Origin of the sequence: Marinobacter albus, assembly GCF_030238305.1 — a bacterium.
Lineage (GTDB): Bacteria > Pseudomonadota > Gammaproteobacteria > Pseudomonadales > Oleiphilaceae > Marinobacter > Marinobacter albus.
Genome location: NZ_JASSQD010000001.1, coordinates 546,247 through 567,634, shown reverse-complemented (window position 1 = coordinate 567,634; position 21,388 = coordinate 546,247). Strand labels below are relative to the sequence as shown.

Here is a 21,388-nt window from a genome sequence, read left to right as displayed (position 1 = left end):
TGCACAGCCACTCTCAGCGCCCCGTATTGGTGCCCTGTTTGGATCGGCCCGTTTGCGAAGGGCTCCGGATGATGCGGTTCGTGGAGGCTTGGCACGCAGTCTGCAGTGAAAGCAGTGACGGTTTACCAAACCCTTATCCGTGCACAGCAGCCATTCACAGAACACCGCAGACGGTGCGGCCAAGACAACGGACACAATGGGTGACTAGGGTTCCGATCCGGGCAGGGATACATCTCCAGCCGGGGTGGCTGGTCCGAGAGTTACCGACCTCTGGGAGGTTACACGGCGGGACAAAAGCCCGGGAGACAGAATCGCACGCACTTGCTTTATCTGCGATGACCACGCCGTGTTGTGTGACCAGAGGAGAGAACACATGCGATTGATCAACCGCCGCCCCGGGCGGATCTCGGCCACCCTCTTGGGCCTGCTCCCCTTCCTGCTCATCATGCTGGTCTACAGCCTCGCCTCCCAGGAGCGACTGGCAGACAACCCGAACGACAAACTGCTGCCCGGCCTGGAACAGATGACCGCCGCGGTCGACCGTATGGCGTTCCAGGAGGACCGTCGCAGCGGCGATATCCTGATGTGGCAGGACACCACCGCCAGCCTTGCCCGTCTGGGCATGGGGGTTGGCATTGCCGCCCTGCTGGCGCTTTTCGTCGGCCTTCTCAATGGCGTGCTGCCGCTGGTTCGGGCCAACCTGGCCCCCTTGGTCTCGGCCCTGTCCATGGTGCCGCCGCTCGCGATCTTGCCGATTCTGTTCATCGTGTTCGGCTTGGGTGAACTGTCAAAGGTGATGCTGATCGTCATCGGCACCGCTCCGATCATGATGCGCGATGTCGCCCAGCGGGTGCGCGAGCTGCCCGGCGAACAGCTGATCAAGATCCAGACCCTGGGGGCGAATTCCTGGCAGGTCATCACCCGGATGGCCCTGCCCCAGGTGCTGCCCCGGCTGATCGATGCCGTACGTCTGAGCCTGGGGCCGGCCTGGCTGTTCCTGATTGCCGCCGAGGCCATCGCCTCCACCGAAGGCCTCGGTTACCGGATCTTCCTGGTCCGCCGTTACCTGGCCATGGATGTGATCCTGCCCTACGTCATCTGGATAACCATTCTCGCCATCGTCATCGACCAGTGCCTGCGCCTCGCCAACCGCAGGTTGTTCCCGTGGTACAACGCAGGAGGCCACTGATGAGCTTCATTACCGTCAACAAGCTTTGGAAAGAATACGGTGACCAGGTGGTTCTGGAAAATCTGAACCTGGCCGTCAAACAGGGGGAATTCTGCACGCTGGTCGGCGCCTCCGGTTGCGGCAAGTCCACCTTCCTGAAGATGCTGCTGGGCCAGGAGACTGCCAGCCGTGGCGAACTGCTGCTGGACGGCGAGGCGTTTCCGGGCGAGCCGGACCGCAACCGGGGCATCGTGTTCCAGCGCTACTCGGTGTTTCCGCATCTCACCGTGCGCCAGAATGTGCTGATGGGCCTGGAGCTGGAACAGAAACCCTGGCTCGGCAAACTGTTCGGTGCCGCTCGCCGGGAGGCGCTGGAAAATGTGGACGACATGCTGGAGTCGGTGGGGCTGACTCCGTCCGCCCACAAATGGCCCCACGAACTGTCCGGCGGCATGCAGCAGCGGCTGGCCATTGCCCAGTCCCTGATCATGCGGCCCCGGGTGCTGCTGCTGGACGAACCCTTTGGCGCCCTCGATCCCGGGATTCGCGGTGACATGCACGACCTGCTGCTGAAGCTCTGGCAGGAGACCGGCACCACCATTTTCATGGTGACCCATGATCTCCAGGAAGGCTTCTACCTCGGTACCCGGCTGCTGGTCTTCGACAAGGTCCGTAACGACCCCCACGACCCGCAGGCATTCGGTGCTACCATCACCTACGACCTGCCCATCGGCCGGACCGACCGCAAGCTGCTGGACGACATCAACCAGTCAGTCGCCGAAACGGCAAGGCATCAGGCGGCCTGAACGCCCGCCCCCTACCAGAGAACCACCAAGGCCCACTTTCCGTCCGGGAAAGCGGGCTCTTGCCGTGGGTAATTCACGGAAGCCCTAACAAAATACCGGCCGTCGGACGTTAGCCAGAATTACGTTTCTGGAGGGTTGCTGTGAGATCGGACATTCTCTATATTGAAATTACAAAAATAGGTATTGCATTGCGGAACATCAACATATCCCAGTACCGCAATGCGAAACTTGGTTGAGTGGTCTCGGCGTTTGCCAAACAACTCATCTTCATTTTTGTAGTGTCATCCATCACCCGCGCGCTTTGCGGAGTGTTGTCGGTTTTCCGCCGGCCGCCACCTTACTCTGCTTTCCTGGCAGACAAGGGGCGCGGCCGGACAAAAACACAGGACAAAGAACGATGCATAAAATCAACAAAAGCCTGCTCGTCGGTGTACTGAGTGCCGCACCACTATTCGCCCACAGTGCAGAAAACGTAGAACTGCCTGGAACTCTTGCCATGACCGCATATGGGACTGGCTCAGCGGGTTACACCCAGATGGTCTCCATCGGCAACCTGCTAAAAAACGAATATGACACCTCGGTCCGCATTCTCCCGGGTGAAAATGACGTATCCCGGATGACGCCGCTACGCATGGGCCGGGTTCCACTCTGCGCCTGCGGTATTGCCAGTTACTATGGATCGGAAGGCGTATTGCTGTTCGCAGACCCCGACTGGGGCCCACAGCCCATTCGCCTGATCAGTACATCCACGGCCAGCTTTGGCCTGGGTGTTGCCGTCGCCGGTGATACCAACGTAAAAACACCAGCGGACCTGAAAGGAAAGCGGGTGGCCTACATCCGTGGTGACGATGCCCTGAATGTCGGAACTGAGGCCTTCCTGGCCTTTGGAGGCCTGACCTGGGATGACGTCGAACGGGTGGAATTTCCGGGTTATGGCCGCGCCTTCGAAGGCATTGTAGCCAACCAAGTCGACGCTGCGTTTACCATGAGTGTGGCTCCGCCAGCGCAACAACTGGCTGCCAGCCCCAGGGGAATCGTATGGCCAGAGCTGGACCCTGCCGATAAAGAGGGCTGGAAGCGACTCCAGAACGTAGCGCCGTATTTCCAGCCCCACAAGGCCACGTCCGCCGCCGGTGAGGCCTATGGCAAAGACAGCCCCTGGATCGGCGCCAGCTATCCATATCCGATTCTCGTCGGTAACAAAAGCCTGGATGACAAAACCGCCAGCAGTCTTATCCGTGTACTGATCGAGGATCATGACAAGTACAAGGACGCCGCCCCCGGTAATGCGGGTTACGCTCTTGAGAATCAGAATATGCAGTGGGTGATTCCCTACCACGATGCAGTCGTCGAGTATTATAAAGAAATCGGGCACTGGACCGATGCCATGCAAGCGCATCAGGATAAGCTGATCAAACGTCAGGAAATCCTGCAGACCACCTGGAAATCGTTCCTGGATTCCAACCCGCCAGAAGACGAAGATGCGTTCCGCAGCAGTTGGATGAAAGTCCGTGCCGAAGCACTTCAGGCAGAGGGTATGGCTCCGGTTTTCCGTTAAAGCCTGCCCCACTGAGCCGGAGTTCCGTTGCCGAGATTGCAGCGGTGCTCCGGCGTTTCCCATTTTTTTCTTTATCGCACCGAAGGCTCTGACCCTATGAGCTCGCCTCAGCAACAGCCCGTCAATACGGGTGAAATCTCCGGTATCCGCAGGCTGGAGGGATTCTGGCTCTGGGTGCCCCGTGTGGCAACCATGGCGTTGGCACTGCTGGCTATCGATTACCTGTTCAATCTTGGCATGTTCACCATCGTGACATCGGTTGAAAGCCAGTTCTTCTATACGGTGGTGGCGCTGATGCTGCCTCTGGTTTTTCTGCTCTGGCCAGCCGCAGGCAGAGCTTCACGGTCAACAGTGCCCTGGTACGACGTTTTGCTTTTCCTGTTTGCGACCGCGGTGTGCTGCTTTTTCGTGGTTAACGCGGAACGGATTCTGGACAGCGGGTGGGAGTACGACGCACCAGGCTACGCCATTGTGATGAGCTTCTTGTTGTGGGGCGTGATCCTTGAAGCAGCGCGACGAGCCGGCGGCTGGCCAATCGGTATCATCGTCGGGATTGCGAGCCTTTATCCGATATTCGCCGATGTGGTGCCGGGGCCGATTCAGGGGTTCCCATCCTCACCCGCCCAAACTGCCATCTACCACGCCATGAGCCGTGAGAGCGTCATGGGGATCCCGTTGCAGGCATTTGCCAATCTGGTCATCGGGTTTTTGCTGTTCGGCGTGGCATTGCAGCAAACCGGTGGCGGCAAGTTCTTTATCAACCTGGCGTTTGCCCTGCTGGGCCATGTCCGGGGTGGCCCGGCCAAGGTTGCGATATTCTCAAGCGGCCTGATGGGATCCATGAGCGGCAGTGTGATCACCAACGTGCTCACCACCGGTGTGTTGTCCATTCCGGCTATGCGAAGAGTAGGTTTCGGGCGCTCATATGCAGCTGGCGTCGAGGCCTGCGCGTCTACCGGTGGTGTTTTGATGCCGCCGGTTATGGGCGCGACCGCTTTTATCATGGCCAGCTTCCTGAATATTCCTTACGGTACGATTGCGCTGGCGGCCGTCGTGCCATCCATCCTGTACTTCCTGGGACTGTTTATCCAGATTGACGCCTACGCGGCACGTCATGACCTCAAAGGTTTGCCGGCAGTCGAGCTGCCAACCCTTCGTCAGACTTTGAAGGAAGGCTGGTACTTTATCTTCGTGTTCGTGCTGTTGATCTGGCTACTGTTCTTCCTTCGACGGGAGGCGACCGCACCGTTCTATGCCACGGCCCTGCTGTTGGTAATCAATCAGGTCCTGCCCTACCATCGGTGGCACTGGAAGGAAGTGAAAGACTTCTTCTCCAGTGCCGGCAAGCTGTTCGCAGAGCTCATAGCGATTCTGGCTGGCGTCGGTTTGCTGGTGGGGGCGCTGTCGGTTACCGGAATGTCAGGCACCATCGCCAACGACCTCATCTTCCTGGCCGGCGGCAATACCCTGGTGCTGTTGCTCATGGGAGCGGCGACCAGTTTCATTCTGGGCATTGGCATGACCGTTACGGCTGCCTACATTTTCCTGGCTGTGGCACTGGCCCCGGCGCTGATCAACGGCGGCGGCATGGACCCGTTGGCTGTTCACCTGTTCATCCTGTACTGGGGGATGCTGAGCTTCATTACTCCGCCAGTCGCCCTGGGCGCTTTTGCCGCTGCGTCAGTCGCGGGTGCGCGGGCCATGGAAACCGGATTCCAGGCCATGAAACTGGGCAGCGTGATTTATTTTATTCCATTCCTGTTCGTACTGAATCCGGCGCTGATCCTTCAGGGGGCCTGGGAAGAAATTCTGGTCGTGCTGACCCAGGCCATCCTGGGTGTCGCGTTGATCGCTGGCGGGATGCAAGGTTACCTGCTGGGTATCGGCAACCTGTCACTTTATCCAAGGCTCCAGTGGCCCATCCGCTTGTCGTTGATCGCTGGCGGGATGCTGTTGGCGATCCCGGGAGGTGGCCCGGTCCCCCTCAGCAACCTGCAACTGACGATGGTCAGCGCGGTCTTGATCACACCAGTGCTGGCACTGGTGTGGTGGTCCAACCGGAACGAGAACAAGGCCATGGTCTAGGGGGTGCTGCATTGAAACCGATGGCGCTTCGAAACAAAAAGAGGGCAGTCCGAAGACTGCCCTCTTTGCAATAAACATCACAGTGATGTGATGGCTGGATCAGTTGCTGGCAACCCGATCCTTCGGCAGTTTGAAGGTCCAGACCATACCGCCCTGGTTGAACTCCTTCACCACCTTGGCGACTTCGCCACCCCAGAGTGGTACGGCACCGCCCCAGCCAGAAGCTACGGAGACATACTGCTCGCCGTCCATTTCCCAGGTAACCGGCGTGCCCACGACCCCGGAACCGGTGTTGAACTTGTACAGCTCCTCGCCGGTCTTGGCATCAAAGGCTTTCAGGTAGCCTTCGGGCGTACCGGTGAACACCAGGTCTCCCGCGGTAGTCATGACACCACCCCACAGAGGCGCGGTGTTCTCGTAACGCCAGACTTCCTTGCCGGTTTTCGGATCCATCGCCCGCAGCACGCCGATGTAATCGTCATTGGCCGGCTTGATGGTGAATCCGGCGCCCAGGAAGGCAGCACCCTTCTTGTAGGAAACCGGCTCGTTCCAGATGTCCATGGACCACTCGTTGGACGGCACGTAGAACAGGCCGGTGTTCTGGCTGTAGGCCATGGGCATCCAGTTCTTGCCGCCCAGGAAGGCCGGTTGGGCCACGACCGGATTACCCTTGGTGCCGTTGGTGGCATTGGGGTCACCCGGACGGCCATCTTCTGTAAAGATCGGACGACCGGTCTTGGGGTCGAGCCCCTTGGCCCAGGTGATCTTGTCCACAAACGGGAAGCCGCGGATGAAATCGCCGTTCTCACGGTTCAGGACGTACATGAAGCCGTTACGGTCGGCCGTGGCGGCCGCCTTGACGGTCTTGCCGTTCTCCTTGTAATCGAACGAAATCAGCTCGTTGACGCCATCGTAGTCCCAGCCGTCGTGGGGCGTGGTCTGGAAGTGCCACTTGATGCTGCCATCCTCGGGATCGATGGCCACACGGGAGGATGAGAACAGGTTGTCCCCGGGACGCAGATGCGAGTTCCAGGGTGCCGGGTTACCGGTGCCGAAGAACAGGGAATCGGTATCCGGATCGTAGGTGCCGCCCAGCCAGGTCGCCGCGCCGCCGTTCTTCCACATGTCACCCGGCCAGGTGACGCCGGCCTTGCCGCCGGAAATGCCGTTCTCGATGGCCTTGCCGTCTTTGTAGACGTAACCCATGTGGCCCTCGACAGTCGGGCGGGTCCAGAGCTTTTCGCCGGTGTTGGGGTCGTAGGCTTCCACCTTGCCGACGATACCGAACTCACCACCGGAGACGCCGGTGATCAGCTTGCCCTTGACCACCAGCGGTGCGGCGGTAATGGCGTAACCGGCCTGGTAATCGGCCACTTTCTTGATCCACATCGGCTTGCCGGTGTCCTTGTTCAGGGCCACCAGCTTGGCGTCCAGGGTACCGAAAATCACCTTGTCGTCGTACAGCGCCACACCCCGGTTGACCACGTCACAGCACGGCATGATGCCGTCGGGCAGACGGGCGTCGTACTGCCAGATTTCCTCACCGGTCCTGGCATCAATGGCGTACACCCGGGAATAGGAGGCGGTCACATACATCACGCCATCCTTGATCATCGGCTGGGACTCCTGGCCGCGCATCTTCTCGCTGCCGAATGAGAAGGCCCATACCGGTTGCAGGTACTTGATGTTGCTGGCGTTCAGGTCATCGATGGTGCTGAACCGCTGACCCTGGGTGCCCATGCCATAGCTGACAATGTCTTCAGGGGTGTTGGCATCGTTCATGATGTCTTCGTCGGTAACCGCCTGGGCCCCGTACGACACTGCCAGTGCCAGTGCGCTGGCAGCAATGCGAATCCCGAACTTGTTCGATCTCATGGTTGCGCTCTCCAATTCTCTTGTTTTCGGTTTTTCGGTGAACCGGGAAAGTTTCCCGCCTCTGTACTGATTCTTGGCTTTGAACGAAAAACCAACAATTACTCGCCGGCACTGGTTTTCTCATCACTTGGTAGTACTACTTCCCAAAAGAAAGCCCGCGACGGGGCGCGGGCTTCGATACACGATGTTGTTCCGGGCGGTCACTGGGGACCCTGGGGCTTACCCTCCGCCCTCGCGATCGCCTCCTCACTGAGAAACTCCCGGTAGTACTGGGGCACGCTGAACTGCAGATCGAGGTTGGCGAACACTGTATCCAGCTCGCCGGTCTTCACCAGGTTGCCGATGATTTCCTCCAGGGCGTAACCCAGCTGGCGATGGGTATGCTTGATGGCCATGCCCACATCCCACACCTGCTTGCCGATACCGGGAAAGCCGTTACTGGCAGGCTCGAACGCAGCGTTCTCGGGTTTGGCCAGTTCATGGTCGATCTCCGCCCGCATGCCCATGACGGCACTGACCTCCCCTGCCCGCATCGCTTCGAAGGCGGATGTCACATTGGGGTAATGGCGCACCTTCTCCCGCATGCGCCCCTGCAGACCGGAGGTCAGGTAAAAGTCCGGCAGGGTGTCGATCTCGACACCGATGGGGTGATACTGGAAAACCGCGACCGTCGCCACCGAGTCCAGCTTTTCCGGATCAAAGGCAATCTGCCAGGTTTCCTGCTGGTAGGGTCCGAACAGCACCACCTGCTCATTGATGTACTCACCGGTGGAGTCCTGCATGTAGGCGTATTCCTTGTCATAGGGTACGCGCATCATCACGTCGGCGAGCCGGCGCTTGGCCAGGTAGTGGCCTTTCCAAACGTTGTTGCGCAGGTCGTCACCCAGATTCTCGTCCGGCACGATCCAGTGGACCCTGAATTCCACGCCCAGTTCACGGGCAATGCGCTTGCCGATTTCAACGTCGATCCCTCGAGGTTCGCCGTTGACCTGATAGGAATAGGGAGGGAAATTTTCGTAGACGCCGACCTTGAGGTAGCCGGATTCAATGATAATGTCGTAGGTCCGGTCGGCCGGACGGTTGAGCAGAGGGTCCCCGTCGTCCACTTCCCGGGCGAAGGCCAACTGGAAGACCAGAAGCAGGATGATAACGCCAGACAGTGCTTTCATTGTTTTTCCTCAACGCCATCAGGCCGGCACATGGCCGGCCCGGAAACAGACCTTCAGATCACCTGAGCCGACCGTTCACTCAGGCTTGGGCAGAGACTCCACGTAGGTCTTGATGGCCCACATGGCGTTCTGGTCCAGCGTCTTCTTCCAGGACGGCATACCCCGGTCGGTGCCGTTACGCACCCGGGTGATGTAATACTCGTCGTCCCACTCCGTCAGCTCCCGCAGGTCCGGAGTCAGGCCGCCGGACATGGCACGGATACCGTGACAACCGGCGCAGTTACCGGCGTAGGCGCTCTCTCCGATCTCCACCGCCTGGCCGTTCATATCGCCGTGCTGATTGCCTTCGCGGAACGGGTTCTGGGCCAGGACTTCCTCACCCAGCGTCGGAAGGTTTCCGGTGTCAACCTCTTGGGGAGTGACATTGCCATGGGCCACTACCAGTCCGGCCGCTCCGAGCAGGGCCGTCGTGATCAGGGTTTTGAGTGAAAAGGACATTGCCATTGCTGCTACCTCTGTGTTGATTCCCCGTGCACTGGCTGTTGGATTTGTCAGTTGCCAGCTTTCTGACCTTTAGTCTAGGAATCCCGCTCGCCAATCCGAATGCCACTTTGGAGGATTTGGCGTAGTTCCTTGGTAGTAGATGGGAGGTCTGTGGTGAGCTTTCTCATCCTTTAGTACTGCCGGATTGCGACTTTCTGAATATATCCGCCCCCGTCCGGGTTCTCTAAGCTCGTGGGAAAGACAACAAGAATCAGGAGCGCCTATGTACCGCAGGTATTTGCGGAGTTTCGCCGTGGGGGCCTTTATCGCCCTGTCCACCGCGTCACTGGCCGCGCAGCCCGTTGACGTCTCCATCGGCTACGTCCAGTGGATTCCGGATCAGGGCCCCGTTCTGTCCAACGTGACCCCGGAACCCGACGATGCGGGGCTCAGGGGGGCCGAACTGGCGTTGGAGGACAACAGCACCACTGGCAGGTTTCTGGGCCACACCTACGCCCTGACGAGCCAGGTAACCGACTCGGAAGAGGCTGCAGTCGCGGCGTTCGACAGCCTGCAGCAAAGTGGCATTGAACTGTTTGTGGTGAACGTGCCGGCGAGCACGATCCGGACATTCATGGCCAGGGCCGGCGCACAGACCCTGGTGTTCAACGCCGGTGCCGAAGACGATCCACTGCGGACGGCAGACTGTCCGGCCAACCTCGTTCACACCATCCCCAGCCATGCCATGCTCACCGATGCCCTTGGCCAATGGCTGAACCAGCGGCGCTGGAACAAGCTGTTCCTGATCACCGGCCCGACTGAGGCCGATATTGCCTGGGCCAGCGCGTTCCGCCGGTCCGCCCGGCGTTTTGGTCTGGACATCGTGGAAGACAAGCCATGGACCTTCGACGCCGACCTCCGGCGTACCGCCTCGAAGGAGCTGCCGCTGTTTACCCAGGCGGATGACTATGACGCGGTGGTGGTCGCCGACGTCCGCGGGGATTTTGGCGAATACGTACCATTCAACACCTGGCTTCCGCGCCCGGTGGTGGGCACCCAGGGCATGTCACCCGTGGCCTGGCACCGGGTCGTGGAGAGCTGGGGTGCGGCCCAGTTGCAGAACCGGTTCCGGGACCTGGCCAAGCGCCAGATGAACGGAGCTGACTACGCGGCGTGGGCCGCCGTTCGCTCCATTGGCACCTCCGTCACCGAGCTCGGGACAGCGGACCCCCGAGCCATCCGGGAATTTCTCTTTAGCGACCGGTTCCAGCTCGCCGCCTTCAAGGGCCGGAAGCTGACCTATCGCGACTGGAATGGCCAACTGCGCCAGCCCATCCCGCTGGTTCACCCCCGCGGGCTGGTCGCTCGGGCGCCGTTCGAGGGTTACCTGCACCCCAATACGGACATGGACACCCTCGGCTTCGACAAACCCGAGAGCAAATGCCGCATCAACAACTGACCTTCATACCGAGTCCCGAGACCAAGGAGCCCCAATGAAAGCACTGCTCAAACACACCGCACTGGCCGCTTTGATCGGTCTGTCGGCACCGTCGCTGGCAAGCCTGGCCTATGTCTCGAACGAAAAAGACGACACCATTTCCATCATTGACACCGAAACCCGGGAGGTGGTGGAGACCATTGATGTCGGGGCACGCCCGCGGGGCATACTGCTCTCAAAGGATCACACCCGGCTGTATATCTGTGCCAGTGACGACGACACCGTACAGGTGCTGGACCTGGCCACGCGCACGATTATCGACACCCTGCCTTCTGGCGAAGACCCGGAGCAGTTCGCACTGCACCCCAACAACAAGCACCTGTACATCTCCAACGAGGACGACGCCATCGTGACCGTGGTGGACGTCAGCAGCAAGGAGGTGCTGGCGCAAATCGACGTGGGCATCGAGCCTGAAGGCATGGCGGTCAGCCCCGACGGCAGATGGGCCGTCAACACCAGCGAAACCACCAGCATGCTGCACTGGATCAATACCGAAACTTTCAGGATCGAGAAAAACATTGTGGTGGGCCAGCGCCCTCGGCACGTGGAATTCAGCAAGGACAGCAAGATCGCCTGGGCCTCCGCCGAAATTGGCGGCACCGTGCACATCATCGATGTCGACAAGCTGGAACAGATCCACGAGATGACCTTCAAGGTGCCCGGGGTCAACCAGGACCGGGTGCAACCGGTGGGTATCGAGCTGACCTCCGATGGCAAATACGCGTTCGTGGCCCTAGGCCCCTCCAATCACGTGGCGGTGGTCGATGCCAAAACCTATGAGGTGCTGGACTACCTGCTGGTCGGCGCCCGGGTCTGGCAACTGGATCTGGATAAAGACGAGAAACACCTCTATACCACTAATGGGGTCTCCGGCGATGTCTCGATCATCGACGTGGACGACTTGAAAGTCATCAAATCCATCAAGGTAGGCCGCTACCCCTGGGGTGTGGTAATCGATCCGACGACATGACCATAGAAGCCCGCAACCTCAGCTTCCGCTACGGCGACAAGCCGGTCCTCAAGGAGGTCAGCTTTGCCCTGACCCCCGGTCACTTCCATGCCCTGCTGGGCCCCAACGGCGCGGGCAAGTCGACGCTGTTTGGTTTGCTGACCCGGCTGCTGGCGCTGCAGCAGGGAGACGTCCTGATGGCCGGGCAGTCCCTGAAACGGCAACCATCGGAGGCCATGCGCAAGATCGGCGTGGTGTTCCAGCAGAATGCCCTGGATCTGGACCTGACAGTACGGCAAAACCTGATGTACCACGGCGCCCTGCACGGCCTGTCCCGAAAGCTGGCCCGTGCCCGTGGTGACCGCGAGCTGGAACGTTTCGGCTTGCTGGACCGGGCGGATGACCCGGTGCGCAAGCTCAACGGCGGCCACCGGCGCCGGGTGGAAATTGCCCGCGCCCTACTCCACCAGCCGTCTCTGCTCCTGCTGGACGAACCCACCGTTGGCCTGGACGTCGCCAGCCGGCGGGCCCTTAATGACCATGTCCGAACGCTGTGCGAGGAAGACGGCCTGACCGTGCTCTGGGCAACCCATCTGATAGAAGAAGTGCGACCGGATGACCACGTGCTGATCCTGCATCAGGGCCAGTTGCTGGCCAATGGTTCCGGCCGTGCGATCTGCGAGGCCGAGGGCGCCCGGGACCTGGCCGAAACCTTCGAAGCTCTGACAGGAGCAGCACCATGAGCCCGGCCCAGTACTGGCATTGTTTTGTCGGCATCCAGACCCGGGAATGGCTGCGTTTCTGGCAACAGCGCACCCGCTTTGCCAGTGCCCTGGTGCGTCCGCTGTTGTGGCTGGTAGTCTTTGCCGCCGGCTTCCGGGCGGTGCTGGGTATCTCCATCATTCCGCCCTACGACACCTACATTACCTACGAAACCTACATCGCCCCCGGGCTGTGCGGCATGATCATCCTGTTCAACAGCATGCAGGGGGCACTCTCGATGGTGTACGACCGCGAGCTGGGCAGCATGCGCGTGCTGCTGATGAGCCCCCTGCCCCGGCCCTTCCTGCTGGTGACCAAGCTGCTGGCCATGGGCGTGGTGTCGGTGGGCCAGGTGTATGTGTTCCTGGTCCTGGCCCTGTTGGTGGACGTGGAACCACCACTCTGGGGCTACCTGGCGGTCCTGCCCGCGCTGGTACTGACCAGCCTGATGCTCGGAGCCCTGGGATTGCTGATTGCCACCTGGATCAAGCAGTTGGAGAACTTTGCCGGGGTGATGAACTTCGTCATCTTCCCGATGTTTTTCATGTCTTCGGCGCTGTACCCACTGTGGCGGATGAACGAGGCCAGCCCCTGGCTGTACTGGATCTGCCAGTTCAACCCATTCACCCATGCGGTGGAGGCAATCCGCTTTTCCCTTTACCTGGAATGGAATCCGATGGCCTACGGCATCACCGCTGCGATCACCGTGGTGCTGACCTTGTTGGCGACGGCCGGGTTCCGGCCCCAGCGAACCAGGATTCTTGGGACCAAGCCCGCGTGAACGGAGCAAGTGGGCGATGGGGTAGCCGTTAGGAACCCGCTAAATCCAGATTGCGTAGTTTGCCCAGTAATTCTTTTATCGATCTGGGCTCGCCCACGGCGTCGTCCCATTGCAGTCGTGCCGGCGAGCCAGCCAGGTACCACAGCCGATTGGCCAGGATCTCCGCATCAGCACCGTCGTGGGTCACACAAATCATCGCCATGTCGGGGTGGGCATCCAGAATCCCCACTATCCGTTTTTTCAGTTCCCCCGCCATCACCGGGTCCAGCGAGGCAAACGGCTCATCCAGTAACAGCAGATTCGGCTCGACGGCCAGGCACCTTGCCAGGGCCGCCCGTCTGGCCATGCCCAGGGAAAGCTGGTCAGGAAGGTAGTGACCGTACCCGGTCAGGCCAACCTGGCCCAGCAGGTCGTCGGCCTGCTGACTGCTGGCGCCAACCAGCCGGAGATTGGCGCTCAGGGTCCGCCAGGGCAACAGGCGGTGCTCCTGGAACAGGTAACCCACCCGCACCTTGTCACGTCCGAGGACGGCCTCTTTGGGAACGGATTGATCGATCCCTGAGATCGCATTCAACAGGGTTGTCTTGCCGATACCGGACGGACCCAGCAGACAGATCCGGTCACCGCGCTCTACCGTGGCGAAGATTTCGCCGAGCACCGGCTGACCGAAATCGCGGCCTGCAATCCGGAGTTCAAGCATGGGCCGCCTCCGGCTGGCGCCAACGGCTGGAGCGCCGTTCCAATGGCTGCAGGATGCCCAGCTCGATGAGCTGGACCACAGCGATAAACGCCAGACTGTAAGCGAGGATGGCGGCCACGTCGAAAACCTGAAACGCCATGTGCAACTGGAAACCGACGCCGCTTGAGCGGCCCAGCAACTCCACCACCAGAACAATCTTCCAGATCAGGGCCAGCCCCCCGCGGGTCGCCGCCATCAGGTAGGGGAACAGCTGGGGCACCCAAACCTCCCGGAACCGCTGCCAGCGGGAGAACCGGTACACGGTGGCCATCTGTTCAAGCCTGAAATCCAGACTCCGGGCACCTTCACGCACGGTAACCGCAACGTTGGGGACCTTGTTGATAACCACGGCCATTACCGCAGCCACTTCCACCAGTCCGAACCAGACGTACATCAGGATGATGGTGACCAACGCTGGCAGATTGAGGAGCAGCACCAGCAAGGGGTCGAACAGTGCGTTGGTCAGGGCAGAACGGCCCATGGCGATACCGATCAGGGCGCCCAACGTCATGGCCAGCGCAAACGCCAACACGACCCGCCGCAGGGTGGCGCCTAGATGGTGCCACAGCTCTCCGGAGCCCGCCTCCCGAACAAGGGTGTCGAGCACCTCGGCTGGAGCGGGCAACAGGGGCGACTGGATCAGCCCGGCTACCACGGCCCACAACACCATAATCGCCGGCAAAACCACCCAATAGCTCCAGACCGGAGGCCGGCTGCGGCGCAGGGGTCCGGTCCCGGGCGTCATGGCTGGCCCCGGTAAAACAGGGTGTCCGGCATCAGCGTATTCGACTCCACCCCGGTCAGCACCAGCAGCTCCCGCAGATCGGCGATGCGCTGGTCGGTCAGGGGTTGGGGATTACCGGCGATAAACCCGGCCCGCAGTGCTTCAAACACACCCTTGTCCGCCGTCCGCATCAACGGCCGCAAACGTCGCCAATAAACGGGCTGTTCCGCTAGTTCGGCTTTCGCCTCGGCAACAGACCTCGCGAAGCTTTCAAGCAACTGCGGATTATCCCGGACCCAGGGTTCCGGGAAGACGTAGCCGAGGACGGGCAGGTCGCTGGCCAGTTCCATGTCAGTGAGCAGGTCCGCCATTCCAAACGCCGAACGCCAGCCGCCCTCGCCCTTGAGTCGGGCGGCGAAATGCCAATAGGTGACGATGGCATCGATCTGCCCACGCCTGAGCGCCTGGCTGAGCAACGGTGGCGCAGCGTATTGCACCTCGGCGACCTTGATCAGATTGATACCCTGTTGTGCCGCCACTTTCTGCAACAGGATCCAGCCCTTGCTGTCGGGGCCGCCGGCCACCCCGATGCGCAATCCCTCAAGGTCGCTGACCGTTCTGACCGGCGACTCCTCGGCCACAACAATGTCGCCGATACTGGACGAGAAGGGCACGTACAGGAAGGCGCTGCCCGCCTGATACCGCGACTGCGCCCAGAGCAGATCCGCGACCGCACCGTTGACCGTGCCACTGGTCACGGCGAGGTGCGACGCCGGCAGGTTCGCCACCGGCCTGAGCGCCAGCGTGTACCCGTGCCGGCGATCCAGTTGTCGATCGACAATGTGGTTCAGCTCCCAGTGCGCGGTGCCAAACTGCAGCACGCTCACAGACACCGTTGGCAAGCCGTCGCCCTGATCGGCAACGACCAACGGTTGCCACGACAGGAACAGAATCAGCAGGGTGTCAATCGAGAGCCTGCACAACCCGTATTTTTGTTGGTATCGGTTCATCCCTCCACGATACGAACCCCGTCGCCGGGCAAGAATAGTACTTTGGTGCCTGTTTTTTGGTGCGATGGTCGCATTCACCCGGCGGCCGGTATCGCGTGTAATGAAACCATCACAAAAATAACCAGAGGTCAGGCGAGACCACGCCGTCCCTTACGCACTGGAGGCCGCCATGCTGAACGAGCCCGATGCCGCACTCTCATCCGAAACCCGCTATCATGAGTCGGAAACACACCTCGATAATGACAACAAACAGGTAGATGTAGTTATGGATCCGGCTTACAAGATCCTGATTGCCGACGACCACCCTCTATTTCGCGAAGCCATCAGCAGTGTCATTGCGTCCGGATTCGCAGGCAGTGAGATCGTCGAGACCGATGATCTCGACAGCGCCCTGGCCATCACCCGGGAGAACGATGACCTGGACCTGATCCTGCTGGACCTGAACATGCCGGGCATGCACGGCCTGAACGGCCTGATCACGCTGCGCAACGAAGCGCCCACCATTCCGGTGGTCATCGTCTCGGCGGAGGAAGACAAACAGGTGGTGTTGCAGGCCATTACCTATGGCGCGGTGGGTTTCATCACCAAATCATCGCCCCGGGCCCAGATGACCGAGGCCATCCAGCAGATTCTCAACGGCAATGTGTACCTGCCGTCGGACATCATCCGGACCGGCAAGGAAAGCAGTAGCCGCCGTCACCGCAACGACGACAACCCGATATCACCGGAGCTGCTGAATTCCCTGACGCGACGCCAACTTCTGGTGTTGGAACGCATGTCCAAGGGCGAATCCAACAAGCAGATTGCGTACAACCTCAACATTGCCGAAACCACGGTCAAAGCCCATGTCTCGGCGATACTCCGGAAACTGGGCGTGCACAACCGGGTCCAGGCCATCCTGTCCGCCAGCGATGTGGACTTCAGCCAGTACCTGAAGCGCTGATGAGATGATTGAGGGTGCTGCGGAGCTTGAGCGGCTTCACCGGTTTGTTCATGAGTAGGTGACCCAGCCCGCGAATGTGCTGTTTCAGCTCGTTGGTGTAGTTGGCTGTGATCATGACCACCGGCGCAGGGCGGGCCCGACGCCCGTTGATACTCGCCACCACATCGACCCCCGTCTCCTCATTATCCAGGTGATAATCCGCCAGGATCAGATCCACGGGACTGGTGGCCGGGTCGAGCTGGCGCTCAAGATCCACCAGCGACACCGCCGTGATGACCTGGCAATCCCAATTTTCAAGCAGGGTCTGCATGCCCTCGCAAATTGCATGATCGTTGTCGATCACCCAGATACGGGCGCCGCCCAGACCGGTGTCCGGCACGGCGATAAGGCTGTCATCGCCGGACGGTCGCCGTGGCAGTAGCCGGCCCAGCGGAACCCGGACGCTGAACACCGATCCCCGCCCCTCAACCGACGATACCCGAACCTCATGGCCCAGCATCCGGGAGATTTTATCGACAATGGCCAGCCCGAGCCCCAGCCCCTTATCCGCCTGGGACCCGGATGGACGAATGCGCTTGAACTCCTGGAAGATCTCCGTGAGCTTGTCTTCGGGAATCCCGGGGCCGGTATCCCAGACCTGCAACAGAACATGATCACCACGGCGACGGCAGCCCAGAAGGATGCGCCCGGAGCCGGTGTATCGAATGGCGTTGGTCAGGAAGTTACGCAGAATCCGGGCCAGCAGCTGGGAATCCGACTCCACCACCGCCGATGACGGCACGAAGTCCAGTTCCAGGCCTTCGGCGACCGCCATCTGGCGGAACTCCCGGGCAATGTTATTGAGCAAATCCCGCAGGTCGAAGGCGGTGACATCCGGCTTGATCACACCGGCATCCAGCTTGGAAATGTCCACCAGGGTACCGAGCAGGTTCTCGACGTCATCAAGCGAGGTGCTGACCGAGCGCACCAGGCTTTCCGCCTTGGGTCCGAAGGACTGCTCCAGCAGCGCACTGGTGAACAGCCGTGCGGCGTTCAGCGGTTGCAGCAGGTCGTGACTGACCGCCGCCAGGAACTTGGTCTTGGACAGGTTCGCCCGCTCCGCCTCCAGTTTGGCATCCCGCAACCGCGCCTCCACCGCCGCGCGCTCGTCTATTTCCTGGCGCAACTGGTTGTTCAGGCCCGTCAACGCCGCCGTCCGTTCCTTGACTCGCCGCTCCAGGTGATCGTAGGCCTGCTCCAGTGCCAAGGCGGTCTTGCGTCGGTCGGTAATATCGCGAATCAGCACGAAAAAGCCGGTAATGACGTTGTCGGCGTCATGATTGGGCACGTAGGAGCGCAGCATGTACCGGACGTCCCCCTGCTCACCGGTTTCCTCGAACTCGAAGGTGATGCTTTTGCCGTCCAGGGCCTGCCGGACCTGTGGCAGCAGGCGCTGGTACAGGTCCGGGGCATGGACCTCGTCCAGCCGCTTGCCTAACGGCGATTCCCCGTTACGGCCGTACCAGGACTCGTAGACCTTGTTGCAGAACTGCACCGTCATATCGGCGCCAACATAGGCTATCAATGCCGGGACATGTTCGGTAACCACTCGAATCCAGCGTTCGCTTTCCTCAAGCGCCTTGATCCGGCGTGCCATTTCGCTGTTCTTGACGTCGGTAATGTCGGAGTAGAGCACCACCAGCCCGCCTTCCCGGGTTGGCCGTTCGGTCATCTGGACCCAGCGGTCGTTGGCCAACAGAAACACCACGCCCTCGGAATCCGGGTGGCTATGTTCCTCCTGGATCAGTCCCGAGGTCAGGGCCTGGGCCTTCACATCGACGATCGAAGTCCCGGCAACGGGCGGCGCCAGGCCGGCCTGGCGCCAATAGCTGCGGAACCGGCTGTTGCTCTGGATGAGCCGATGCTGATGGTCAAACAGCACAAAGCCGTCGGCAATGCTTTCAATGGCATCACTCAGGCGCTGACGGGTGGTTTCCGCCTCCTCCCGTGCCCGATTGAGCGCCTTGTTGCTGCCCTTGAGCTCCTCCATCGCCTGGTTCAGGGCGTCGGTGCGCTCGCGCACCTGTTCCGCCAGCACCACCGAGTGCTCAAACGCGGCGTAGGGCTCGGGTTTGTGGGCCGAGCCCGACTCCACCCGCTCGATCAGGGCATCCCGGATCTTTCGCAGGCGCTCGTTCTCCGCTTCCAGCGCCGCGATGCGGTCGTCCCGGCGCGCGTCGGAGAGGGGCTCAGCGTGGTTCGGAATGGACATCAGGTGCGCCAATGACAACCCCCGTGAAGGTCTGGTTGATGTGCATGCCGTCAAACTGTTCGCCATAGGTGTTGAAGCCGATCACCTTGTGGTGGCGCAGGAATTCCGAGACGGCATCCACCTCTCCGGTCAGCTCTGCCTCCAGGCGACGCAGGAAACAGTCGCAGCCAATGGTCACCAACGGCGGCCCCACCACCCGTTCGGACGCCTCGATCTGGGTACGAACACTGTCCAGCAGCGACTCGGGCTCCATCGCAGTCATCACGATGCCGGTTTCAACGGCACAGTAGAACGTCAGACTCCTGTCGGGGTTTACGCGCTGGACGGATCGCACGAAGTAGTGCCCACCAATCTTCACGCCCATGGGCCGAAGCGCAAACACCTTGCGATCGAGATCATCCACCTCGACGCCAACTGCCCGGGCATAGGCCTCGGCCGCGGGCTCGGCATTCAGCTCAAACACCGTGCGGCTCTCGGCACAGGCGTCGGTTACCACCAGCTTCTGGTTGCGTTCAACCATGTGATGGGTCGAGAACACGCGGAAATCCAGCGGGGTGTTGACCAGCAACACGGTGGCCGCACCGGTGTGGAACTGGCCATCAAAGAACACGTGGGTATTGGCCAGCCGTTCATCGTCGCCGGCAGAACCACCGAACTGCGGTATCGTACCCAGCGCCGCGTTAAGGGTTGCCAGGACCAGTTCTTCCCGAGCGGACAGACCGTCAAGCAACGTGATGGCGAAGGTGTTGCCCTTGATCGGCGCCAGCCGCGCATCCCGGCAGGTGGCCAGAAGTCCGTCGATCACTCCCTGCGCATCCTGCAGCGTGAATTGATCCAACTCCCGAATCAGGGCGCAGTCGATGGCAAAATAGCGACGGTCGAAACCGATAGCGGTAATACAGCCACGGCCATAGCCCTCCGGGGTAATCTCCCCGGCCGAGGTACAGCCACACACGCGAACGTGACGAAACTCGTGCTCAAGGGCAATACCCAGGCGACCGAGATCGTACTCCGCAGAACAGAAGAAAAGCACACAACCCAGGTGCTCGTGTCTGAGCTGGCTGGCGAGGTTGGTGGCTGCCAGCATCGGATCCCGTACGCTGGAACTGGCCACCCGCGCCGCGGGCAGTGTCGTCACTGGTTTCATAAAGGCCGGCTTCGGAAATGAATGAATCCTTTTCGATTCTACGGCATCCGTGAAAGCAGCCAATGCGACTTCAGTGCTTTTAATTGGCGCGCCAAAGTGATCGTAAGCCATTGATTTAAATACCTCCCGAATCAATGCACGGTGGCGCTACAGGTTTGCTTTCCGGCAAACCGGCACTTTAGTCCTAGTCAGGGGTTGCGATGCCGGGCAGAAGAGCCCCGGCATCGGCATCCGATCGTCGTCACGCTCCGGTTCAGAAAGTGACGACGGCACCCAGTGCAATGGTGTCGATCTCGGCCGCATCAGCGCCGGTTGACTTGGTGGTCTGCTCGAACATGTTGTATTCCGCGACCAGCTTGAAGTTGCTGTTGACGTCATGGAACACCGCCACGGAGGTGTTTTCGGTCTCGAAGTCCGCCTGGTCGGAATCCGTTTCGCCGTAGGACAGCACGAACCGGTTGGCGCCCAGTGTGTACGAGCCCTGAACCAGATAGCCGTCGGCATCCTCTTCCGCCAGCGGCGCGGCCGTGTCACTGATCAGCACCGGCACATCGCCTTCAGACGTGAAGCCGGAGGCGGTCAGGGAGAAACCGGCGATGGCGGCACGGACACCGTAGCCAAGTCCGGTCGAATCGACCGAGGTGGTTGCGTTCTCGGACTTCTGGGAACGACCATTGACCCAACCGGTCAGCGCCACGCCACTCAGGTCGGCACTGTAGGTTACCTCGGCCTCGAGCCGCGGCGCAGACTGTTCGGACTGGGCGCCAGGGGTTGTGTTGGCAGGCTCGAAGATACCTGCCGCGACCTTCAGGCCACCCATATCCGGCGTCCGGTAGGTGATCTGTGCGGAAGGGTTCGGGTAGGGGTAGCCCGTGCGGATGTTCCCGAAGGAAACCCCCGTCGGCGCACCCGGAGAGCCAAAGCCCATCAGGATCTCATCCAGGAAGATGTTGGAGCGGGCGTACAGGCCGAAATCCTTACCGATCAATACCTGACCGAAGGAGCCGTCAACCGTGGCGTAGAGCTGACGAACATCGATCGCGGTGTCGGTGGGCGATTGCAGGCTGTCGTTGATGGTCGACCAGAACGAGGAACGGCCGCCCATGGTCAGATCGCCGATTTCCTTGCTGAAGTTAAAGCCGATGGTGTTGGGCAGGAACCCCATTTTGACGTCGGAGTTGCGGGTATCGGCCAGCTTGTCATCACGATTCACATAGAAGGCGTTGAAGTAGCCGTCCACGGAAAAGGACGTGCCGTCCTGGTTGTAGACTTCAACCGCCGCGTGGGCTCCAGCGCTGGCCCCCATGGTCGCGGCCATCGCAATCGCGAGGCCTGACTTTCTGAAATTGTTGTTGTTCATACTTCCCCCGGTTGTTTTTGGAAATCTGGGATCGGGGTACCGGGATATCCGGCAGCCCCAGGCGTGGTCTGTCGCCTGAA

The 21,388-nt window shown here is 60.7% G+C and carries 18 protein-coding genes and 1 riboswitch; of the genes, 9 read left to right on the top strand and 9 right to left on the bottom strand.

Annotation, left to right across the window (positions count from 1 at the left end):
- Positions 1 to 193: 193 nt before the first annotated feature.
- Positions 194 to 307: riboswitch (guanidine-I (ykkC/yxkD leader) on the top strand.
- A gap of 66 nt (positions 308 to 373) precedes the next feature.
- The 4 genes from QQF73_RS02660 to QQF73_RS02645 all read left to right on the top strand — a co-directional run bounded on the left by QQF73_RS02660 (position 374) and on the right by QQF73_RS02645 (position 5,617).
- Positions 374 to 1,189, top strand: a complete 816-nt coding sequence (locus QQF73_RS02660; RefSeq protein ID WP_285367134.1) for an ABC transporter permease — start codon at positions 374 to 376, stop codon at positions 1,187 to 1,189.
- Entirely contained in the window at positions 1,189 to 1,974 is a 786-nt protein-coding gene (locus tag QQF73_RS02655) for an ABC transporter ATP-binding protein (RefSeq protein ID WP_285367132.1), read from the top strand. The genes QQF73_RS02660 and QQF73_RS02655 overlap by 1 nt, the downstream gene beginning before the upstream one ends.
- Before the next feature lie 397 nt (positions 1,975 to 2,371).
- Positions 2,372 to 3,532 (top strand): TAXI family TRAP transporter solute-binding subunit, encoded by a 1,161-nt coding sequence (locus QQF73_RS02650; protein WP_219866978.1) that lies wholly within the window; start codon positions 2,372 to 2,374, stop codon positions 3,530 to 3,532.
- A gap of 96 nt (positions 3,533 to 3,628) precedes the next feature.
- Positions 3,629 to 5,617, top strand: a complete 1,989-nt coding sequence (locus QQF73_RS02645) for a TRAP transporter permease (protein WP_285367130.1) — start codon at positions 3,629 to 3,631, stop codon at positions 5,615 to 5,617.
- A gap of 99 nt (positions 5,618 to 5,716) precedes the next feature.
- Here QQF73_RS02645 and QQF73_RS02640 read toward each other — a convergent pair whose 3' ends face one another.
- The 3 genes from QQF73_RS02640 to pedF form a co-directional block, all read right to left on the bottom strand.
- Positions 5,717 to 7,492, bottom strand: coding sequence for a PQQ-dependent methanol/ethanol family dehydrogenase (locus QQF73_RS02640; protein ID WP_285367128.1), 1,776 nt, complete (start codon positions 7,490 to 7,492; stop codon positions 5,717 to 5,719).
- Between the two features lie 200 nt (positions 7,493 to 7,692).
- Positions 7,693 to 8,661 (bottom strand): substrate-binding periplasmic protein, encoded by a 969-nt coding sequence (locus QQF73_RS02635; protein WP_285367126.1) that lies wholly within the window; start codon positions 8,659 to 8,661, stop codon positions 7,693 to 7,695.
- Positions 8,662 to 8,736: 75 nt separating this feature from the next.
- Positions 8,737 to 9,165 carry a cytochrome c-550 PedF gene (gene pedF, locus QQF73_RS02630; protein WP_219866982.1) on the bottom strand — a complete coding sequence of 143 codons (429 nt, stop codon included), beginning with the start codon at positions 9,163 to 9,165 and terminating at the stop codon, positions 8,737 to 8,739.
- 262 nt (positions 9,166 to 9,427) lie between these two features.
- Here pedF and QQF73_RS02625 point away from each other — a divergent pair, with 262 nt between their 5' ends.
- From QQF73_RS02625 to QQF73_RS02610, 4 genes are read left to right on the top strand one after another with little or no spacing between them, the layout of a single operon-like run.
- Positions 9,428 to 10,603, top strand: a complete 1,176-nt coding sequence (locus tag QQF73_RS02625) for an ABC transporter substrate-binding protein (RefSeq protein WP_285367124.1) — start codon at positions 9,428 to 9,430, stop codon at positions 10,601 to 10,603.
- Between the two features lie 34 nt (positions 10,604 to 10,637).
- Positions 10,638 to 11,612, top strand: a complete 975-nt coding sequence (locus tag QQF73_RS02620) for a YVTN family beta-propeller repeat protein (RefSeq protein ID WP_219866984.1) — start codon at positions 10,638 to 10,640, stop codon at positions 11,610 to 11,612.
- The gene (locus tag QQF73_RS02615) at positions 11,609 to 12,334 is read left to right on the top strand and encodes an ABC transporter ATP-binding protein (protein WP_285367122.1); all 726 of its coding nucleotides are present in this window, start codon (positions 11,609 to 11,611) and stop codon (positions 12,332 to 12,334) included. Before QQF73_RS02620 ends, QQF73_RS02615 begins: the two co-directional genes overlap by 4 nt.
- Complete coding sequence (locus QQF73_RS02610; protein WP_219866986.1) at positions 12,331 to 13,134, top strand: ABC transporter permease; 804 nt, start codon at positions 12,331 to 12,333, stop codon at positions 13,132 to 13,134. Before QQF73_RS02615 ends, QQF73_RS02610 begins: the two co-directional genes overlap by 4 nt.
- Before the next feature lie 28 nt (positions 13,135 to 13,162).
- Here the strand turns inward: QQF73_RS02610 and QQF73_RS02605 are convergent, their stop codons facing one another.
- The 3 genes from QQF73_RS02605 to QQF73_RS02595 are packed head-to-tail and all read right to left on the bottom strand — an operon-like array spanning position 13,163 to position 15,607.
- On the bottom strand, positions 13,163 to 13,834 hold the full coding sequence (locus QQF73_RS02605; RefSeq protein ID WP_219866987.1) for an ATP-binding cassette domain-containing protein: 672 nt from the start codon (positions 13,832 to 13,834) through the stop codon (positions 13,163 to 13,165).
- The gene (locus QQF73_RS02600; protein ID WP_219866988.1) at positions 13,827 to 14,618 is read right to left on the bottom strand and encodes an ABC transporter permease; all 792 of its coding nucleotides are present in this window, start codon (positions 14,616 to 14,618) and stop codon (positions 13,827 to 13,829) included. The genes QQF73_RS02605 and QQF73_RS02600 overlap by 8 nt, the downstream gene beginning before the upstream one ends.
- Entirely contained in the window at positions 14,615 to 15,607 is a 993-nt protein-coding gene (locus tag QQF73_RS02595; RefSeq protein WP_219866989.1) for an ABC transporter substrate-binding protein, read from the bottom strand. Before QQF73_RS02595 ends, QQF73_RS02600 begins: the two co-directional genes overlap by 4 nt.
- Positions 15,608 to 15,872: 265 nt before the next feature.
- Between QQF73_RS02595 and QQF73_RS02590 the strand changes: the two genes are divergently transcribed.
- Positions 15,873 to 16,550, top strand: coding sequence for a response regulator transcription factor (locus tag QQF73_RS02590; RefSeq protein WP_228739507.1), 678 nt, complete (start codon positions 15,873 to 15,875; stop codon positions 16,548 to 16,550).
- Here the strand turns inward: QQF73_RS02590 and QQF73_RS02585 are convergent.
- From QQF73_RS02585 to QQF73_RS02575, 3 genes are all read right to left on the bottom strand, one after another.
- Positions 16,528 to 18,801: a hybrid sensor histidine kinase/response regulator gene (locus tag QQF73_RS02585; RefSeq protein WP_285367119.1), complete on the bottom strand. Its 2,274-nt coding sequence runs from the start codon at positions 18,799 to 18,801 to the stop codon at positions 16,528 to 16,530. The two genes, QQF73_RS02590 and QQF73_RS02585, sit on opposite strands and share 23 nt — an antisense overlap.
- Positions 18,779 to 19,948, bottom strand: coding sequence for a nitric oxide-sensing protein NosP (gene nosP, locus QQF73_RS02580; protein WP_228743335.1), 1,170 nt, complete (start codon positions 19,946 to 19,948; stop codon positions 18,779 to 18,781). Before nosP ends, QQF73_RS02585 begins: the two co-directional genes overlap by 23 nt.
- A 253-nt stretch (positions 19,949 to 20,201) precedes the next feature.
- Positions 20,202 to 21,308: a porin gene (locus QQF73_RS02575; protein ID WP_219866992.1), complete on the bottom strand. Its 1,107-nt coding sequence runs from the start codon at positions 21,306 to 21,308 to the stop codon at positions 20,202 to 20,204.
- Positions 21,309 to 21,388: the final 80 nt, after the last annotated feature.

What these genes read in the sequence shown, in the direction of transcription:
- QQF73_RS02660 (WP_285367134.1), top strand. Translation starts at nt 374, where the DNA reads ATGCGATTGATCAACCGCCGCCCCGGGCGGATCTCGGCCACCCTCTTG.
- nosP (WP_228743335.1), bottom strand. Translation starts at nt 19,948, where the DNA reads ATGAAACCAGTGACGACACTGCCCGCGGCGCGGGTGGCCAGTTCCAGC.
- QQF73_RS02645 (WP_285367130.1), top strand. Translation starts at nt 3,629, where the DNA reads ATGAGCTCGCCTCAGCAACAGCCCGTCAATACGGGTGAAATCTCCGGT.
- QQF73_RS02610 (WP_219866986.1), top strand. Translation starts at nt 12,331, where the DNA reads ATGAGCCCGGCCCAGTACTGGCATTGTTTTGTCGGCATCCAGACCCGG.
- QQF73_RS02585 (WP_285367119.1), bottom strand. Translation starts at nt 18,801, where the DNA reads ATGTCCATTCCGAACCACGCTGAGCCCCTCTCCGACGCGCGCCGGGAC.
- QQF73_RS02575 (WP_219866992.1), bottom strand. Translation starts at nt 21,308, where the DNA reads ATGAACAACAACAATTTCAGAAAGTCAGGCCTCGCGATTGCGATGGCC.
- QQF73_RS02620 (WP_219866984.1), top strand. Translation starts at nt 10,638, where the DNA reads ATGAAAGCACTGCTCAAACACACCGCACTGGCCGCTTTGATCGGTCTG.
- pedF (WP_219866982.1), bottom strand. Translation starts at nt 9,165, where the DNA reads ATGGCAATGTCCTTTTCACTCAAAACCCTGATCACGACGGCCCTGCTC.
- QQF73_RS02605 (WP_219866987.1), bottom strand. Translation starts at nt 13,834, where the DNA reads ATGCTTGAACTCCGGATTGCAGGCCGCGATTTCGGTCAGCCGGTGCTC.
- QQF73_RS02635 (WP_285367126.1), bottom strand. Translation starts at nt 8,661, where the DNA reads ATGAAAGCACTGTCTGGCGTTATCATCCTGCTTCTGGTCTTCCAGTTG.
- QQF73_RS02625 (WP_285367124.1), top strand. Translation starts at nt 9,428, where the DNA reads ATGTACCGCAGGTATTTGCGGAGTTTCGCCGTGGGGGCCTTTATCGCC.
- QQF73_RS02600 (WP_219866988.1), bottom strand. Translation starts at nt 14,618, where the DNA reads ATGACGCCCGGGACCGGACCCCTGCGCCGCAGCCGGCCTCCGGTCTGG.
- QQF73_RS02595 (WP_219866989.1), bottom strand. Translation starts at nt 15,607, where the DNA reads ATGAACCGATACCAACAAAAATACGGGTTGTGCAGGCTCTCGATTGAC.
- QQF73_RS02640 (WP_285367128.1), bottom strand. Translation starts at nt 7,492, where the DNA reads ATGAGATCGAACAAGTTCGGGATTCGCATTGCTGCCAGCGCACTGGCA.
- QQF73_RS02615 (WP_285367122.1), top strand. Translation starts at nt 11,609, where the DNA reads ATGACCATAGAAGCCCGCAACCTCAGCTTCCGCTACGGCGACAAGCCG.
- QQF73_RS02655 (WP_285367132.1), top strand. Translation starts at nt 1,189, where the DNA reads ATGAGCTTCATTACCGTCAACAAGCTTTGGAAAGAATACGGTGACCAG.
- QQF73_RS02590 (WP_228739507.1), top strand. Translation starts at nt 15,873, where the DNA reads ATGGATCCGGCTTACAAGATCCTGATTGCCGACGACCACCCTCTATTT.
- QQF73_RS02650 (WP_219866978.1), top strand. Translation starts at nt 2,372, where the DNA reads ATGCATAAAATCAACAAAAGCCTGCTCGTCGGTGTACTGAGTGCCGCA.